The sequence below is a fragment of the Peptostreptococcus faecalis genome (genome assembly GCF_900240845.1).
Taxonomy (GTDB): domain Bacteria; phylum Bacillota; class Clostridia; order Peptostreptococcales; family Peptostreptococcaceae; genus Peptostreptococcus; species Peptostreptococcus faecalis.
Genome location: NZ_OERU01000002.1, coordinates 231,409 through 249,440 on the forward strand (window position 1 = coordinate 231,409; position 18,032 = coordinate 249,440).

General features: G+C 30.0%; 16 protein-coding genes and 1 other RNA gene. All 17 read right to left on the bottom strand.

Translation table 11 applies throughout. The annotated features are described in order from the left end of the window. Positions 1 to 205: 205 nt before the first annotated feature. Entirely contained in the window at positions 206 to 592 is a 387-nt protein-coding gene (locus tag C0982_RS06335; RefSeq protein ID WP_101773335.1) for a hypothetical protein, read from the bottom strand. A 456-nt stretch (positions 593 to 1,048) separates the two neighbouring features. Then, entirely contained in the window at positions 1,049 to 1,441 is a 393-nt protein-coding gene (locus C0982_RS06340; protein WP_101773336.1) for a hypothetical protein, read from the bottom strand. Between the two features lie 9 nt (positions 1,442 to 1,450). Then, positions 1,451 to 1,705, bottom strand: coding sequence for a hypothetical protein (locus C0982_RS06345; protein WP_101773337.1), 255 nt, complete (start codon positions 1,703 to 1,705; stop codon positions 1,451 to 1,453). Positions 1,706 to 2,038: 333 nt separating this feature from the next. Next, positions 2,039 to 2,623 (bottom strand): hypothetical protein, encoded by a 585-nt coding sequence (locus tag C0982_RS06350; protein ID WP_101773338.1) that lies wholly within the window; start codon positions 2,621 to 2,623, stop codon positions 2,039 to 2,041. A gap of 93 nt (positions 2,624 to 2,716) precedes the next feature. Next, positions 2,717 to 3,469: a CPBP family intramembrane glutamic endopeptidase gene (locus C0982_RS06355; RefSeq protein WP_101773414.1), complete on the bottom strand. Its 753-nt coding sequence runs from the start codon at positions 3,467 to 3,469 to the stop codon at positions 2,717 to 2,719. Between the two features lie 191 nt (positions 3,470 to 3,660). Then, the gene (locus tag C0982_RS06360) at positions 3,661 to 4,035 is read right to left on the bottom strand and encodes a hypothetical protein (protein ID WP_101773340.1); all 375 of its coding nucleotides are present in this window, start codon (positions 4,033 to 4,035) and stop codon (positions 3,661 to 3,663) included. 143 nt (positions 4,036 to 4,178) lie between these two features. Then, positions 4,179 to 4,533: a transfer-messenger RNA gene (gene ssrA / locus C0982_RS06365) on the bottom strand. A gap of 118 nt (positions 4,534 to 4,651) precedes the next feature. Next, a complete protein-coding gene (gene smpB, locus C0982_RS06370) occupies positions 4,652 to 5,107 on the bottom strand; it encodes an SsrA-binding protein SmpB (protein ID WP_101773341.1) in 456 nt (151 codons plus the stop codon). Then, positions 5,108 to 7,717, bottom strand: coding sequence for a YfhO family protein (locus C0982_RS06375; protein ID WP_101773342.1), 2,610 nt, complete (start codon positions 7,715 to 7,717; stop codon positions 5,108 to 5,110). 20 nt (positions 7,718 to 7,737) lie between these two features. Beyond that, the gene (rnr, locus tag C0982_RS06380) at positions 7,738 to 9,858 is read right to left on the bottom strand and encodes a ribonuclease R (protein ID WP_101773343.1); all 2,121 of its coding nucleotides are present in this window, start codon (positions 9,856 to 9,858) and stop codon (positions 7,738 to 7,740) included. Positions 9,859 to 10,036: 178 nt separating this feature from the next. Then, positions 10,037 to 10,267: a preprotein translocase subunit SecG gene (gene secG / locus C0982_RS06385; RefSeq protein WP_101773344.1), complete on the bottom strand. Its 231-nt coding sequence runs from the start codon at positions 10,265 to 10,267 to the stop codon at positions 10,037 to 10,039. Between the two features lie 224 nt (positions 10,268 to 10,491). Next, a complete protein-coding gene (eno, locus tag C0982_RS06390) occupies positions 10,492 to 11,784 on the bottom strand; it encodes a phosphopyruvate hydratase (RefSeq protein WP_101773345.1) in 1,293 nt (430 codons plus the stop codon). Positions 11,785 to 11,899: 115 nt separating this feature from the next. After that, the gene (gene gpmI / locus C0982_RS06395) at positions 11,900 to 13,429 is read right to left on the bottom strand and encodes a 2,3-bisphosphoglycerate-independent phosphoglycerate mutase (protein WP_101773346.1); all 1,530 of its coding nucleotides are present in this window, start codon (positions 13,427 to 13,429) and stop codon (positions 11,900 to 11,902) included. Between the two features lie 19 nt (positions 13,430 to 13,448). Further along, complete coding sequence (tpiA, locus tag C0982_RS06400) at positions 13,449 to 14,189, bottom strand: triose-phosphate isomerase (protein WP_101773347.1); 741 nt, start codon at positions 14,187 to 14,189, stop codon at positions 13,449 to 13,451. 19 nt (positions 14,190 to 14,208) lie between these two features. Then, entirely contained in the window at positions 14,209 to 15,408 is a 1,200-nt protein-coding gene (locus C0982_RS06405) for a phosphoglycerate kinase (RefSeq protein WP_101773348.1), read from the bottom strand. A gap of 333 nt (positions 15,409 to 15,741) precedes the next feature. Continuing rightward, positions 15,742 to 16,749 carry a type I glyceraldehyde-3-phosphate dehydrogenase gene (gene gap / locus C0982_RS06410; RefSeq protein ID WP_101773349.1) on the bottom strand — a complete coding sequence of 336 codons (1,008 nt, stop codon included), beginning with the start codon at positions 16,747 to 16,749 and terminating at the stop codon, positions 15,742 to 15,744. Between the two features lie 77 nt (positions 16,750 to 16,826). After that, the gene (locus C0982_RS06415; protein ID WP_101773350.1) at positions 16,827 to 17,855 is read right to left on the bottom strand and encodes a sugar-binding transcriptional regulator; all 1,029 of its coding nucleotides are present in this window, start codon (positions 17,853 to 17,855) and stop codon (positions 16,827 to 16,829) included. Positions 17,856 to 18,032 lie beyond the last annotated feature (177 nt).

Below are 18,032 nucleotides of genomic sequence, written 5' to 3' on the forward strand. Positions count from 1 at the left end.
AGGGTTAAACGGTCACGCATAGCAAGAATCTCATTCCCGTATTTTAATTGGTACATGTAACATTTCTGTATCATGTCTTAAGCTCTATTATACCATTACTTTTCATAAAAGTCAATTTATATTTTCCTTTGTTTTCCTAAATACTATATCTTATCTCTTACAATAAACAATAATTTATAATCACCATTTGAATCTCACATAAATGCTACTTTTCATACCACTTATCATATAACCTTTTTATAATATTTAATATTCCACCTATTAAATATCCAATAATTCCATATATCAAAGTTGTATTTAAAAGAGATCCTCCGCTAATTATTGATTTAACAACTGAGGATATATTTTCTATTCCCATAAGCATAGATAGAGAACCTGAACAAATCAGTACAAGTAGTATATTTATAAAAAAATTTAAAAAAATTCGCTTGCTTAGTAATCCGAAAATAAGTGCTGTAATCACGAATATTGGAATTAGTAATATTGCTATTCCTAAACCTCTATAAGGGTCTTGTCCTATTAAAAACAAACAAGCACAACCCAACAAGTATAAAATTAATATAATTAGGTACAACATTCTTTCTTTTTTCATAACTACCTCCAATCTATAACATTAATAAGAATCTTTGTTATAATTTTACTTTAGCATTTATATCGTTGTGTGTAAACACAAATAAATATTTAATTGAATAAATCATTCTAATATTCTATACTTATAGTAATATCTAATTGAAAAGGAAGTGACATCATGAATTCTATAAATACAATTAACAAAAAATTATGTAAATTGGTTGAAGGTGGTTCATTTATTAAAGTGTGTCTTATTTATATTATTGCCGTGATATATTTAGACCTATTTATTGGAATTAGTACTGAAAACTTATGGACTGAACTAAAAAATAGCCGTAAAAATAACATATAATTAAGCTAAAGAGAGGAAATAACCTCTCTTTTACATCTTTTTTTTGCTTTTTTTACAACTTCTATGTAGTCATATTTTTCTTCAAAAAAAAGGAGCTATTTAAAAACAACTTCTAAATTACTTGTATTATGCTTTTTCTTTGCTATTTGCTGTCTTATTTTTTGTTTTATTAATTACTGCACCTATTGAATATCCCACTATTCCATATATAATTATTGATGAAATAAAATCACCCCACAGTATTAATAGGTCAATTGCAGTGCTTAATTTATAACTATCTCCTGAACCAATTAATATTAAGGCAGTAAATATAACATTTAGAATTACACTTATAACGAAGTTCCTAATAATTCTACCACTAAATAATCCAAATATAAATGAAAGTATAAAATAAACTGGAAGTAACATGATAAGTCCAAGCCCATTTGCTGGATCTGCTTTGAGATGTAAAATAAAATAGGTGGCATTCAAAATATTTAACAATAACATCACAACATACAACTTTATTTCTTTTTTCATAAGTACCCCCTATATAAAATTAAAATGCATCAATAATGCTAGAACAAGCATTAAAATAAGTATTGCTTTACTTATTTTTCCAAATGATTTTTCTGTGCAACATATACCTACCATTGCTATAATGGAAATAACTCTAATAATATCTTTAGTTGTATAACTCATTTCAATCCAATTATCACTGACATTAGCTAAAGATACAGCAGCAAAAATCAAGCTTCTAACAAATTGAATAACTCTATTTTTATCCTTAAATCTCTCAATCATCTCTTACTCCTTTAATATTAGACTATAAATATTACAATGTATTTTCCATATTAACAATGCTGTTATAAACAGTCAATACTTTTTTTAAAAAAGTTTCTAAAGATTTTATAAATATTTTTTTAGTTATTATGAAAATATTGCGATATATTAAAAAGTATACTAAGTAGTGTATATTATTATATTTAATAATAATATTTTTTAATTTTTCTATTAAATCCTATAAGCATTTGTTTATAAAATAAAAAAACACCAAGTTGTAAAGCCTAGTGTTTTAAATTTGTTTACTGATTTTTAATTTTAATTGGTGGAGGTAATATAGGTTTCAAAAATATTTTACATTCCAATTGATAATATTTTAAAATCACCATTTAAATCTTGTATTAATGTATAGTGGGTCATATTTTCCCCCTCTTCGTATATGATTCCCTTTCCACCTTGATGTTTGACTTCAAACCAAACTTCAATAACTATGGGATTTCTATACTCTTTAACTTTTCCATTCTTATCTTTGATTTTTATAGGATTTTTAATTACTTCTTGTTGTAAAGTTGGTTTTGCTCCAATAAATTTATAGCTTTTTATAATTTTATTGTTATGCTCAATTTCCTTTTTTATAGTTTCCTTATCTATGAATCTACCTAAGTGATAAAATCCATCATTTCCTAAATAATCTTCTCCTATAGAATATATTTTATCTTTTTCATTCATATCAGCGTAAACATACTTATAGCAATCTTCTGTATTAAGACTATTCACGTATCTAGATACTACTTCAATAGGATTTTTCTTCCATAGTTCACTACTACTTACAATTTTATCAAGATTTTTATCTTTATTTTCCTTTGTACATCCTACTAATGAAAACATGAAAATAAAAGTACAAAATAAAACGCTTATCTTTTTAATATTTTTATACATATGCAAACTCCTTTCGCATTAAATTTTTCAACAAATTTTCAATTTTTTTATTTATTTTTATTGAAATCGATGTGAAATTATCTAAGGTAATTACTAAAATGTACCTAGTGTTATCAGTATATTTCCCATACTGTGTATTATTATTGGTACTTCTAATCTTTTGGTTTTGTAGTATGCAATTGAAAACAGTAATCCTGAAGAAGCAAACAGCATAAAACTAATAGGATTTTCTGGAAGATGCCCTATTCCAAATAACAATGTACTTATCAAAATGCCTATTATAGGATTATTCACAAACAGCCTACCTATTATATATCCCCTAAATATTATTTCTTCGACAATTGGAGCATAAATAAATCCAGTTATAAAATCTAAGTACCAACTAATATTCTCATTATCTATGTAATAATCAACTGTTCTAACTCCCATGCCATTACTTTGGATTATTCCATAAAATAAAGCAGCACTTACTTGATCAATTATAACTATAATAAAAATTATAAGTACATTCTTTTTATTTATAAATGACAAGTTGAATTTTGCAATATTTAACTTCTTTGCCAAATACACAAAAAGTATCATTACTAATATATATGACATCATTGGAATAATAGTATTTATTCCTGTAAGCGTTATTATATCTGATTTCCCATTAACGACATAAGATACATACTCTCCTACAGTTTCAGGTATTGAAAAAATAAGAAACATTGATGTTAAAGCAAAAAATCCAAGTATACATTTTCCAAGTATAATTACTACCTTATCCATCACGTTAGATAATTTTTCTCCAAGTTTATCTGCTCTATTCCTTATCTTCTCAAACTTATCTGCAATTTCACTCACTATACCTCTCCTTTAATAATTATATTTGATAATGTATTTTATTATCTCTAATAATTATAGTATAATCCTTATTTATATTTATCAAGGTATACTTTTCGTATAAACTTTTTTATCCTATTTTTTCTAGTTTTTATTAATTTATCTAAACGTGAATTATTATAATTCTATATTTTATAGACGTGTCATTATTTCTAGTTATGATTTTTTATTTTATTAGTTATTGCACCAAATGAATAGCCTACCATTCCACATATGGTTGTTATTCGAATAAGAGAATTCCAAGATATCAATAATTCAAATACAGAATTATAGTTATAAATTTCTGAGAAGCTACCAATTATTATTAAAGAGGCAAATATCACATTCATAATAGTACTTATAACGAAGTCCCTGATAATTCTGCTGCTAAGCACCCCGAATATAAATGAAAAGATAAAATAAACTGGAAATAACATGATAAGTCCAAGTGCATTTGCTGGATCTGATTTAAGATGTATAATAAAATAGATAGTATTCGTAATATATAATAACAACACTACAATATATAACTTTATATATTTTTTCATAAGTAATTCTCCTTTTAAAATGTAATAATTTTATTCTATTAAAGAACAGTTGTGTTATAGTTGTGTTATTTCAATACAAAAAATAAAACACCAAACTATAAAGCCTAGTGTTTTCAATCTCTTTACTGATTTTTCATTTTAATTGGTGGAGGTGAGGGGAATCGAACCCCTGTCCGCAAGCCAATTCCCTGTTGCGCCTACATGCTTAGTCAGCTCTTTTTAAATTTCGAATTCTTTGACACCGAGTGACAGGTTTCAAATTCATCTAGTCTTAATTAGACTACCTTTAGGTCAAGACAACCCTAAAGGAGTTCCCTGCATAAATTGCGTCAGCTCTTAGTCGGCAGGAGGACTAAAAGGGACGAGCGCCATTAAGCGGCAGCTAATAAATTATCTTCGTTTGCGTTTGTTTTAAAATTTCCCCAGTTTTTACGTGACCCAGAGTAACACGACATGCAGCCCCAAGTTCAAAACCCACGTCGAAACCAGTACACCCCCATATAAAAGTAGCCTATTAGAAACCATGTTTATAAGAGTATTTACCTACATTAATTCTAACATAAGAATCTTATAAAATCAATATTTCCAACAGGCTAACTTATATTATTTATTTTTCCTAGTATTTTTCCCTAACTTCTCTTTCAATTCTTCTTTGTGCATCTTTTTTTGCAAGGTCTTGTCTTTTATCATATAACTTCTTACCTTTTGCAAGTCCAATTTCAACTTTTACCTTGCCTTTTTTTAGATACATTTTTAAAGGAATTAATGAATATCCCTTGATTGTTGTCGCACCAATCAACTTTCGTATTTCCGATTTATGTAATAGAAGTTTTCTAACCCTTAGTGGATCTACATTGTATCTATTACCTTGTTCATACGAACTGATATTTACTTGCTTCAAAAATACCTCACTGTTATCTACTGAAGCATATCCTTCCTTTAGGTTTATTCTTCCCATTCTAATTGATTTTACTTCTGTGCCTTTGAGTTCTATTCCGCACTCGTACACTTCATCTATAAAATAGTCATGTCTAGCTTTCTTGTTTGTAGCTAAAATTTTTATAGCTGACATCTATATATCCCCTCCTATAAATCTTCTCAATACTAGATATGCAATTAATAACAATACCCCTAGTACAGAAACATATATTCCGTAATTTTGCCAAGGTCTATTATATTCAAACACTACTTTATGTTTTCCAGGTTTAATATTTATTGCCATAAATCCTGTATTTGCTGTGTGTATCTTTGTGTCTTTACCATCTACAACGGCTTTCCATCCTTCGCTATATGGTATTGACACAAACATCAATCCATTTTCAGTATTGTTTATACTTCCTTTAAACCCATTGTTTGAAATTTCAACACCTTCTAAATGTCTTTGAGCTAATTTCCTAGAGTTTTCTGATATATCACTCGCAGGAATACATTCTAGTTCTATATCATCCATGTTAAAACTACCGCTTTCTGGTATGTTTATCATTATGCTGCGAGTCCCTTTATTATGGTATCCTAAATTCGCAATTACATCTTTCTCTCCTAGATACCAGTTGGAATCTCTCTTAATAAATTCAATTGCCTTTTGACCTGTTCCAGATTCAACAACAATGTAGTCATTGTTTTTAAATGTGTCCATATCCTTTATTTTCAAATATAGCTCTCCACTATATTTAAGGTTAAAATTCAAATTTACTATATGTTCTTTTTTATTATTAACCACCTTGTTTTCAGAAGAAATATAATCCACCTTGTTTTGTCTAAGCTTTATTTCATCTAATTCTTGCTGAGCTAGTTTTTCTACTCCAAGAATATTATCTTCTATTATACAAGCTTTTAATAGTATTTCTTGTTTTTCTAAAGCTGAATAATCTTCTAAGTCCGACTCTTTTACATAATTATTATACATAAATCCAAAAGGTATATAGTTTTCATTCATATACATATCTTGAAAAGCATATTGCTTAAATCCATATGGTACTTTATGCTCACCTACATGATATTTTACTGATAAAATATTTACCAGAGCTGACCTTTCATCAACGCCCTGCATCCTTGTCAATGGTACTGCTCCATTATTTTTATATTCCAAATTAAATTTTGATAAATAAGCATTTTCAATACTGTAATATTCAGATATTGATGGATAATTATATATATCTGAATAATTGAAAGAAATAGATTTTAAGTTATTTACTCTTTCAAATGAATGTTTAGATTTTCCAGATACATAAGATAATGAACTATTATTGCTCATCATTCTTATATCATCTCTATTTGCTAAGACACCACTTGAACATGCATTATTAATATATAGGAACACATTTATGCATAATGATATTGACACAATCATTTGAATTGACCACTTTTTAGTTGATCTATCCTTTAATAATAATATCATTAATATTAATATTGCAGTAATCACTGGAAGTAAATTTATAGGTTTTATCAGTATGTCTTTAATGGAAAGTTCATATAGTAAATGTCCAAAGTTTTGATATATGTACGTTCCTAAATAAGTAATCACGACTAATACCATTATTATTTTTTTTGCAAAACTCATTTCTAGAATATTTTCATATTGATTCACCAATATATAAGACAATAATAATGTGACTACATAATACCATCTGTAATTATCATACGAAAATCCATTTACAAAACTGTGTAGCTTTGGCATTAATACTAAAAAAACTGTTAATATTGACAAAATCTTTAACTGCATATTACCTCTATTTATAAATAGACTTATTAATGCAAATAAAGTAATAATAGATATTCCTACAACAGCAAAATTTTCTATATTAGGAGTCACAAATAAGTTCAAAACATAATCTAGAGCCTCTTCTACTGACATAAATAAATTTAGATTTATCTCTCTTGGTCCACTTCTATAACTATCTAAATATGAACGAATCACTGGAATCAACACTATAGAAGATAGCATTACCGCCAGCAAATAGCAAATTATTCCTCTAAATAAAACTATCAAGTTGCTCTTTATTTTAAATTTTTTGATTCGCATAATTATTTTTACCAAAGCATATACAAAGGTAAATATAGCCAACATGTAAGCAAAGTAAAAATTTGTTATTATTGATAATACGGATACCAAAATAAAAAATATAACATTATTTTCCGTTATTAGTTTATTTACACCTACAATCATCAGTGGAAAAAGATACATCACATTTATAAAATAAGGATGCATAATACCTGGAGTAAGTGCATAGTTTGAAAACACATAGATTAATGCTCCTAGTGGTATTAAGCCTCTTTTATTATCAAAATGAATACACATATATACAAATGCTAATCCCGATAAAAACATTCTTAATATAATCTGTAAATCATACATGGCATTAGCATTTATATCTTTCCCTAACAACAAAATAATATTTAACGGATCTGTTATTCCATAATAATGGTATGTACCTAATATATCTTGTCCCAATCCTATATTAAAATTAAATAACTTTATTCCATCTCCTATATTTGCTATAAAATCACTCAAGTATTCTGTGATAAAAAATTGTGTGGGATAGTGTTGTACCAATGCATCAGCATTATAAACAAAACTGAGTTTGTTTATGCGTATGTTTAATAACATTATGCTCATCAATATAAAAAAACCTATCGTATAGAGTGCATAAACTCTAAATTTTTTATTTTTTTTAATATTCATAAGCCTTCTCCCTTATCTTTTTATACAAATTTAAAATCAATTTCTTTACCGTCTACATTTACATTTTCTACTTCCACTCTTACTTTTTGACCTAGTCTATATACTTTATTTGACCTAGTTCCTACAAGTGTATGTGATTTTTCATTATATTTAAATGCTTCTGTAAGAGAATATAATCTTATCATGCCTTCTACAGCATTTGGCAACTCAACAAATATTCCAAAAGATGTCACACCAGATATAAATCCGTCGTATTGTTCTCCAACCTTATCTTGCATATATACTGTCTTGTAGTAATCATCTACATCTCTCTCTGCTAAATCAGCTTCTCTTTCCTGTGTTGAAGATTGATCACATACATAGTCCAAAATGCTCTCATAGTGAGCTTTTCTCTTTTCAGTAAATTTATTTTCTAAATTTTCCTTTATTATTCTATGTATTTGGAGATCTGGATATCTTCTAATAGGAGAAGTGAAATGAGAGTAAAACTTTGCTGCTAATCCGAAGTGTCCTAATGATTCAGGCGAATATCTAGCCTGTCTTAAAGACCTCAACATTATAGTTCCTATTGCGTGTTTTGATTCTTTATCATCTATTCCATCTAATAGTTTTTGAAGATTACTTGGTTTTATACCTGTTCTACTGTAATCCATTTTATATCCTAGCTCATTTACAAAGTTTTTCAAACTCATAATCTTTTCATCATCTGGCTCTTCATGGACTCTATACACAAAAGGACACTTTAGCCAATAAAAATGTTCTGCTATTGTTTCATTAGCTAGTAGCATAAATTCTTCTATCAATTTATTTGAACTTCTTCTTTCATATGCAGTTATATCTATAGGATAACCCTTATCATCTAGCACTATTTTAGCTTCTGGGAAATCAAAATCGATAGCTCCTCTTTTTATTCTTTTTTCTCTAAGTATTTTTGCTAGTGACCAAGCATTTCTAAAGTTTTCTAAAAATGGTACATATTCCTCTATCAGTTGTTTATCTTCATTTTCTAATATTTCACTCACCTTATGATAAGTCATTCTTGCCTTAGATCTTATAACAGATTTATGAATTTCATGTTTTACAACCTTTCCATTTTCAGGAGAAACTTCCATAATACAAGATAACGTAAGTCTATCTACATTAGGATTTAGTGAACAAATTCCATTTGATAGTTCTTTTGGTAACATAGGAATTACTTTATCCACTAGATATACTGATGTCGCTCTTTTTAGCGCTTCTCTATCTAAAGCAGAGTTCTCTGCTATATAATGAGTAACATCGGCTATATGCACTCCTAGTCTATAATTTCCGTTTTCTAATATTTCAACACCTACAGCATCATCAAAGTCTTTTGAATCATCTCCATCAATTGTGTATATTATTTCATCTCTTAAATCAACTCTTCCAATCATTTCGTCTTCACTTACATGATCAGGTATTGTTTCTACTTGACGTACAACTTTTTCTGGGAAAGAATCTGGTAGCCCATGAGATCTTACGATTGAATCTATTTCTACGTATCTATCACCCTTTTTACCTATAACTTCAATTATTTTGCCTTCTGGCTTTTTATCATCATCAGGCCACAAAGTTACTTTACATACTACTTTATCATTATTTTTTGCTCCACTAAAATATTTTTTTGGTATAAAAATATCTTGGTTGAAGTTTTTATCATCTGATACTACAAAACCAAAACTTTTATTTTCTTGGAATGTCCCTATAATTTCTGAGTTTCCTCTTTTTACTATTTTTACGACAACACCTTCTGGTCTTCTTATCCCATCTGATGGTTTAGTCAGTTTTACCAATACAATATCACCATTAAAAGCTCCATTTTTATCGCTTTCTCTGACGAATATATCCTGTTCACCTTTTTCTAAAATAATAAATCCAAATCCTCTTTTTGTAGAAGAATATTTACCTTTTTTCATTGAATAATGATTTAAACTTCCAACTTTATCCTTTTTATTTAAGAATATATCTCCATTTTCAGAAAGTTCTTCTATTATTTTTAAAAATTCATTTTCATCATCTTTATCTTCAACAAAGATTTTCATAAAATCTTCTTTTGGTATCGGCTTGTAAAATTCTTCTTCTAACAGCCCTAATATCTTTTCTTTTATATTTTCTGGTAGCATAGGCTCACCTCCTGATACTTTTAATTATATCTATAATTGACGTCTATTTCAATTAGTTAGGAAAATATAATATAAATATGCTAATTTTATTCAATGATTTTATTATATCTATTTTCAAAAATAAAAAACACCACTATTAAGTGGTGTATAGTAATTTATTCTTTAAATTTTCTATTCGTTACTTTATTACCATTACAAGAGCAAGCGCATTTATGAAAAACAGTATAGCAACTACCTTTGTAATCTTATTTAATACTGCCTCTTTCCCCTTAGGCTTAAAGTATGCCTGAGAAGACGAGTCTTCTATAAAAATTTGAGGCTGGCTTTTTTTACTCTGCTGTGGTAAAACAACTATTATCATTAGAATACTTAATATTACTTGTATTGCCATAAATATATTAACTATCATGGTATCCTCCCTTTTAAACGACGTCTCTACAAATCCAAATTGTATTATACCATATTTCAACTGATTTCACAAGAAAATCGTATTTTATTGCATAGAATTTAACTTTTTTTTATTTTAATAAATATTAAATAAGAGATTATCTATGGTATTAATTTTACCACAAATAATCTCTTATTTAGTCTAAAATTTTAATATTCAATTTAAAAAGTAATTTCTTTCAATTTCTACTTTTTAATATTGTAGAAAGAATTTAATTTTTCATATCTAGCGTAGTCACCAACTATTTCTTCTATTCTCAATAACTGGTTATACTTAGCAACTCTATCAGTTCTTGAAGGAGCACCAGTCTTTATTTGACCAGCATTTACTGCAACTGCTATATCAGCTATTGTAGTATCTTCAGTTTCACCTGATCTATGAGATATTACAGCAGTGTATCCTACTCTCTTTGCCATTTCAATAGCGTCTAGAGTTTCTGTAAGTGTTCCTATCTGATTTACCTTTATTAGTATTGAGTTTGCTACTCCATTTTCGATTCCTCTTGCTAATCTAGTTGTGTTAGTAACGAATAAATCATCTCCTACTAACTGAACCTTGTCACCTAATTTTTCAGTAAGAGCTTTCCATCCATCCCAATCTTCTTCATCAAGAGCATCTTCTATTGTGATGATAGGGAATTCAGCTACCCACTCAGCGAATAAGTCTATCATTTCGTCTGAAGTAAGAGTCTTTCCTTCGCCCTTTAATTCATACTTCTTTGTTTCTTTGTCATACATTTCTGTAGCAGCAACATCTAGTCCAAGCATAATATCTTCACCAGGAGTCAATCCAGCCAACTTAATTGCATCAATTATCAATTCTAGAGCTTCTCTATTTGATTTTAGGTTTGGAGCGAAACCACCTTCATCACCTACACCTGATGCAAGTCCTCTTTCTCCAAGAACTTTCTTAAGTGAGTGGAATACTTCTGCACCCATTCTTAAAGCTTCTGCAAATGAATCAGCACCAACAGGAAGAATCATAAATTCTTGAACGTCTACGTTATTATCTGCATGTTCTCCACCATTTAGAATATTCATCATTGGAACTGGTAACTGCTTTGCATTTACTCCACCAATATACTGGAATAATGGAAGACCTATTTCATCTGCTGCTGCTCTAGCAACCGCTAAAGAAACTCCTAGGATTGCATTTGCTCCTAATTTCCCTTTATTTTCAGTTCCATCTAATTCTATCATTAATCCATCTATACCAGGCTGATCAAATGCATCAAGACCTTCAATCTCAGGTGCTATTATTTCGTTAACATTGTCAACTGCATTTTGAACTCCCTTTCCTAGGTATCTGCTCTTATCTCCATCTCTAAGTTCTACAGCTTCAAAAGCTCCTGTAGATGCTCCAGAAGGAACAATAGCTCTACCATTTGCTCCACTTTCAAGAACTATTTCTACCTCTACTGTAGGATTACCTCTTGAGTCCAATACTTCTCTTGCGTATACTAATTCAATAGTCGACATTTTATTTCTCCTCTCAAAAAAACATTTTTTTTATAATTTATTATATCATATTGTACTATCGATAAGTCATAAATATGATCATATCAATAATTATATTATGTGTTATTTTTGTTACTTACTTTTTTATTAGCGAATGGCCTGTCATTTCCTCAGGCTGCTTCATATCCATCATATCCAATACAGTAGGAGCTATATCTGACAGTCTTCCATCATCTAATAACGTCTTTCCTCTGTATTGTTCTCCTACTACTATGAATGGAACAGGATTTGTTGAGTGAGCTGTGATAGGTCTATTCGTATCCAAATCAAGCATTAGTTCAGCATTTCCGTGATCAGCCGTTATGATTCCGCTTCCACCAAGCTCTAATACTTTATCGAATAATTTTCCTACACACTCGTCCACTACTTTTACAGCTTTTATAGTTGCATCCATATTTCCAGAATGACCTACCATATCAGGGTTTGCAAAGTTTACTGCTATAAAGTCATACTTATCTTCATCAAGAGCATTTAAAAGTTTTTCTAAAAGTTCATATGCAGACATTTCAGGTTTTAAGTCATAAGTTGCTACCTTTGGTGAAGGTATAAGAAGTCTATCCTCTCCCTTAAATGGTTCTTCAACTCCTCCATTAAAGAAGAATGTTACATGTGCATATTTTTCAGTTTCTGCTGCTCTTAACTGATTTTTGTCATTTTTAGCAAGATATTCACCTAATGAATTTACTATTTTTTCTGGACCAAATGCTACACTTACATTAGAGATTGTTGCATCATATGTTGTCATGCAAATATACTCAGTAGGTATATAAGCTCTTTCAAATCCATCAAATTTTTCATCTACAATAGCTCTTGTAATTTCTCTTGCTCTGTCAGGTCTAAAGTTGAAAAATACAACTGAATCTCCACTTTCAATATGAGCTACTGGCTTATTATTTTCTGTGATAACAGTTGGAACTACAAATTCATCATTTATATCAGCTTTATATGAATTTTCTATGCATTCTTTAGCTGAATTGGCAAATTCACCCTTTGAATCCACAATTGCTTCATACGCTTTTTGAACTCTATCCCATCTCTTATCTCTGTCCATTGCATAATATCTTCCAGAAACAGTTGCAAATTTTCCAGCTCCAATTTCTTTCATATATTCTTCAATTTCTGCAACGTAATTTATAGCACTTTGTGGATCTGTATCTCTTCCATCTGTAAATGCATGTACAAATACGTTTTTTACGTCATTTTCTTTAGCCATTTTTATTACAGCTTTCAAATGATCTATATGTGAGTGAACTCCACCATCAGAAAGTAACCCTAATATATGAAGACTCTTTTCTTTTGCATTTGACATAGCTGATAGAAGGTCTTTATTTTCAAAGAAATTTCCATCTTCTATTGCCTTTGTTATCCTTGTTAAATCTTGATATACAATTCTTCCGGCCCCTATATTAGTATGCCCAACTTCAGAGTTTCCCATCTGTCCTGTAGGAAGTCCTACATCTAATCCACTAGCGTTAATTAGCTCGTGTGGATAATTTTTCATAAGTCTATCTATATTTGGAGTTCCTGCTTTTGCTACTGCATTACCCTTTGTATTTGGGTTATAACCAAATCCATCCATTATCGTCAATACGACTGGTTTTTTCATATAAGCACATCCTTTTGAACTAAAATTTTAATAATCCTAAGAAATCATCTGCCTTCAATGATGCTCCTCCAACTAATGCACCGTCTATATCAGACTGACCCATTATTTCTGCAACATTGGCAGGCTTTACACTTCCACCATATTGAATTCTTACACTATCTGCTAAATCGCCAAACATATTTCTTACTACTGATCTTATATAAGATATCACTTCATTAGCTTGCTGTGCAGTTGCAGTCTTTCCAGTTCCTATAGCCCAAATAGGTTCATAAGCTATTACTACCTTTTCTAAATCTTTTGGATCTACATTTAAAAGACCTTTGCTAACTTGTGATTCAACTTTTTTCATAGTTTCATTTGCTTCTCTTTCTTCAAGAGTTTCTCCACAACAAAGAATTGGGTTGATTCCAACTTCTATTGCTTTTAGAACCTTTTTATTACAAGATTCATCTGTTTCATTGAACATTTCTCTTCTTTCTGAATGTCCTATTATTACATAATCCATTTCAATTTCTACTAGGTTTGCAGGTGCTACTTCTCCTGTAAATGCTCCAGAGTTTTCAAAATGCATATTCTGAGCACCAATTTTTATATTAGTTCCCTTTGTCGCTTCCTTTAAATCTTTTAGCAAAGTGAAAGGAGCGCAAATTAAAGTTTCTACGTTATCGTCAGTTTTTCCCTTTATACTTTCAACAAATTCAAGACCTTCTTTTATAGTCTTATTCATTTTCCAATTTCCTGCTATTATAGGCTTTCTCATTGTATATCTCCTTAATTTATTATTTATTGTCAAGTGCAGCTATTCCAGGTAATTCTTTACCTTCTAAAAATTCAAGTGAAGCCCCTCCACCTGTTGAAATATGGCTCATTTTATCTCCATACCCCATTTGATTTACAGCTGCTGCAGAGTCTCCTCCACCTATTATTGTAATCGCATCAACTTCTGACATAGCTTTTGCTATAGCTCTTGTTCCCTTAGCAAAGTTTTCAAATTCAAAGACACCCATAGGTCCATTCCAAACAATAGTTTTAGAGTTTTCAACAGCTTCTGTAAATAGAGCTATTGTCTTTGGTCCAATATCTAGACCCATGCAATCAGCTGGTATATCCCTTCCTTCTGTTACATGAGGCTCAGCATCTTCCGCAAATCTATCTGCATATATAAAATCTAAAGGAAGTAATAATTTTACTCCATTTTCTTTTGCCTTTTCCATCATTTCTTTTGCATAATCCATTTTATCTTCTTCTAAAAGAGATGTTCCTATTTCATGACCCATAGACTTAATAAAAGTGTATGCCATTCCTCCACCTATTATAAGTGTATCCACTTTTTCTAAAAGATTATTTATTACACCTAATTTATCGCTGACTTTAGCACCACCTAATATTGCAAGAAGTGGTCTGTCAGGATTTTCTACTGATTTTCCAAGGAAATCAAGTTCTTTTTGTATTAAATATCCACAAACTCTTTCTTCAAGAAATTCTCCTCCCCCTACTGTTGAGCAGTGTGCTCTATGAGCTGTTCCAAAGGCATCATTCACAAATACATCTGCAAGTGAAGCTAGTTCTTGTGAAAAATTCTTTTCATTTTTTGTTTCTTCTATTCTATATCTAGTATTCTGAAGTAGTACTACATCTCCATCATTCATATTAGAAACTGCTTTTTTTGCATTATCACCGACAACATTATCATCAGCTGCAAAAACCACATTTTTATTTAACATTTCAGACAATTTATTTGCTACTGGCTCTAATGAAAGTTCTGGCTTTGCTTCTCCTTTTGGCTTTCCAAGGTGTGAGCATAAAATTACTTTCGCACCATTTTCTATTAAGTATTTTATTGTAGGTAAAGCTCCAACTAATCTGTTATCATCTGTAATTTCACCATCTTTTAAAGGCACATTGAAATCGCATCTTACTAAACATCTTCTTCCCTTTACCTCGATATCTTCAATAGTTTTTTTACTAAGCATTGTCATAAAAATTCTCCTTTTATCTCATTGTACTTTTTTGCACTAATTTTAGTACACTAAATGTAGTATACTCTATTAGTTTATAAATTTTTTTCCGTCCATAATTCAATATTACCCCATAATTATATCACATATTAAAGTTTTTTTTGAATATAATATATACTATATTATGATATTTTGCTAAATTTAATTTACTAAAACAAAATAATTATTATATACAATTCATTGAGAATCACATAATAAAAGTCCGAGGGTTAAAGAAACTTACCCTCGGACTTTAAATTTCTGGCGCCTTCGAGGCCTATTAAAGACTTTTCTTCAAAACCAGTTTATTTTTTATTATTTTGTCATGCTTCCTACTAAAGATAGTGTTCTAATTAACTGTGATACATAAGACATTTCATTATCATACCAAGATACAGTCTTAACTAACTGATGTCCGTTTACATCCATTACCTTTGTTAGAGTCGCATCAAATAATGATCCGTAATGTATTCCTATTATATCACTTGATACTATTTCATCTTCAGTGTATCCAAAAGATTCATTTGAAGCAGCCTTCATAGCAGCATTTACTTCTTCTACTGATGTGTTCTTTTCAAGTACACAAACTAATTCAGTAATTGATCCTGTTGCTACTGGAACTCTCTGTGCAGCTCCATCAAGCTTACCAACTAATTCTGGTATTACAAGACCTATAGCCTTTGCTGCACCTGTTGTGTTAGGTACAATATTTTCTGAAGCAGCTCTAGCTCTTCTTAAATCTCCCTTTGCATGAGGTGCATCAAGAGTATTTTGGTCATTTGTATATGCATGTATAGTAGTCATTAATCCTTCTACTATTCCAAACTTATCCTGTAATACCTTAGCCATTGGTGCAAGGCAGTTTGTTGTACAAGATGCTCCTGAAACTACTGTTTCACTACCATCTAATATATCTGAGTTTACATTGTATACTATTGTCTTTACATCACCTGTAGCTGGTGCAGAAATTAGAACTTTCTTTGCTCCTGCCTTTATGTGCGCTTCTGCTTTTTCCTTTGAAGTGAAAAATCCAGTACATTCTAAAACTATATCAACATCCATTTCCTTCCAAGTAAGATTTTCAGGATTTCTTTCTGATAATATCTTTATTTCTTTTCCATTTACAATAAAAGCATCTTTTTCTTCAATTATTTCTCCATTGAATCTGCCCTGTGCTGTATCATATTTAAAAAGATGAGCTAACATGTGAGAATCTGTTAAATCATTTATTGCTACTACTTCAAACTTATCTGACTGTTCAACCATCTGTCTTAATGCTAATCTACCTATTCTACCAAATCCATTAATTGCTACTTTAACCATTTTTTACCTCCAACCTATTTCATAGGGTTCTTTTATTTTTCAATTTATATTATCTATATTTAAACTAAGTTTATAGATTAATTACTTATTTTATTCAATATTTCTCTTGCGCTGTTTTCATCAGTTATTAAAGTTAAGTTTTTGTTTATTTTATACATTGCCAAGAATGAATCTACTTTGTCTTGACCTGAAAACACGACTATTGGGTTTTTTGAGTTTTTATACATTTCTATGTCTATTCCAATAGTATTTAACTTCATAACTATATTTCCATCTTTATCGAAATAATATCCAAAAGCTTCAGCAATTGCGCCTCCGTCTTTTAGTTTTTTGATATCTTCTTGAGACATCGCTCGTCTTTTAGCCATTACATCAGCTCTTCCAACACTAAGTATCATTTTGTCAGCTAATTTTAAGTCTTCTATCGTATTTTTCACATCAGGTATATTCATAATTGTTTCCCTTGCACTATCTTCAACTTGATCTGGAACATATAAAAATTCTACCTTTGCTCCCAAGTTTTTAGCAAGTAAAGCTGCTATATTATTTGCCTGAATGTCAATATCTAGACCTACACTTCCTCTTGTTGGCAATACTGTAACTTCACCATAGCGAGTTTCTGACTTGATATTTTCTGCAATATCTCTCATAGTAGTTCCTCCAGCTATAGCTACTATATCTTCAGGTTTTAAAACCTTAAGTATATAATCAGCTGCACATTTCGCAACTCCCTTTGATATGCCTTCTTTTGTTTCATTTATATTTTTAGATATTGCTATATTTTTTATTCCTAGCTTTTCCTTTAGACTTTGCTGTAATACTGAAATTCCCATTACTTCAATCATTACTTGGTCTAGTTTTTTCAAAACATCTTTGCCTTCTTCAGTGATTGTCATACCAGATCCAGCAATTTCTATCAAATTTTGTTCCTTCAAGAAATCTATCTCCGTTCTAGTTGTCCTCTCACTAATGTCTAATAGAACAGATAGCATTCTTCTGCCAATTGGCTGACTAATTGAGATTTGTCTTAAAATCGCATATCTCTTTTCCATCAGTTCAATAGCATGAGGAATTATTTTTTTTTGAACTTCTATCAACTCGTCCATTTTATTTTCCTCCTGTTTTAAAAGAAGTGGGCTGTTTGTCGTCCTATGATGTTACTTTCTGTCCCACATGGATTATTATATACCCTCCTTTTAAAAAAATCAATCTAATTTATAAAATTTATTTATTTATTTTTAATTTTTTTATTCTCTACAAATTTAATCTCGCATAAGGACAAA

Excerpts from the sequence above, each read along its gene's own strand:
- C0982_RS06335 (WP_101773335.1), bottom strand. The coding sequence starts at position 592 with ATGAAAAAAGAAAGAATGTTGTACCTAATTATATTAATTTTATACTTG.
- C0982_RS06340 (WP_101773336.1), bottom strand. The coding sequence starts at position 1,441 with ATGAAAAAAGAAATAAAGTTGTATGTTGTGATGTTATTGTTAAATATT.
- C0982_RS06345 (WP_101773337.1), bottom strand. The coding sequence starts at position 1,705 with ATGATTGAGAGATTTAAGGATAAAAATAGAGTTATTCAATTTGTTAGA.
- C0982_RS06350 (WP_101773338.1), bottom strand. The coding sequence starts at position 2,623 with ATGTATAAAAATATTAAAAAGATAAGCGTTTTATTTTGTACTTTTATT.
- C0982_RS06360 (WP_101773340.1), bottom strand. The coding sequence starts at position 4,035 with ATGAAAAAATATATAAAGTTATATATTGTAGTGTTGTTATTATATATT.
- smpB (WP_101773341.1), bottom strand. The coding sequence starts at position 5,107 with ATGTCAGCTATAAAAATTTTAGCTACAAACAAGAAAGCTAGACATGAC.
- C0982_RS06375 (WP_101773342.1), bottom strand. The coding sequence starts at position 7,717 with ATGAATATTAAAAAAAATAAAAAATTTAGAGTTTATGCACTCTATACG.
- rnr (WP_101773343.1), bottom strand. The coding sequence starts at position 9,858 with ATGCTACCAGAAAATATAAAAGAAAAGATATTAGGGCTGTTAGAAGAA.
- secG (WP_101773344.1), bottom strand. The coding sequence starts at position 10,267 with ATGATAGTTAATATATTTATGGCAATACAAGTAATATTAAGTATTCTA.
- eno (WP_101773345.1), bottom strand. The coding sequence starts at position 11,784 with ATGTCGACTATTGAATTAGTATACGCAAGAGAAGTATTGGACTCAAGA.
- gpmI (WP_101773346.1), bottom strand. The coding sequence starts at position 13,429 with ATGAAAAAACCAGTCGTATTGACGATAATGGATGGATTTGGTTATAAC.
- tpiA (WP_101773347.1), bottom strand. The coding sequence starts at position 14,189 with ATGAGAAAGCCTATAATAGCAGGAAATTGGAAAATGAATAAGACTATA.
- C0982_RS06405 (WP_101773348.1), bottom strand. The coding sequence starts at position 15,408 with ATGACAATGCTTAGTAAAAAAACTATTGAAGATATCGAGGTAAAGGGA.
- gap (WP_101773349.1), bottom strand. The coding sequence starts at position 16,749 with ATGGTTAAAGTAGCAATTAATGGATTTGGTAGAATAGGTAGATTAGCA.
- C0982_RS06415 (WP_101773350.1), bottom strand. The coding sequence starts at position 17,855 with ATGGACGAGTTGATAGAAGTTCAAAAAAAAATAATTCCTCATGCTATT.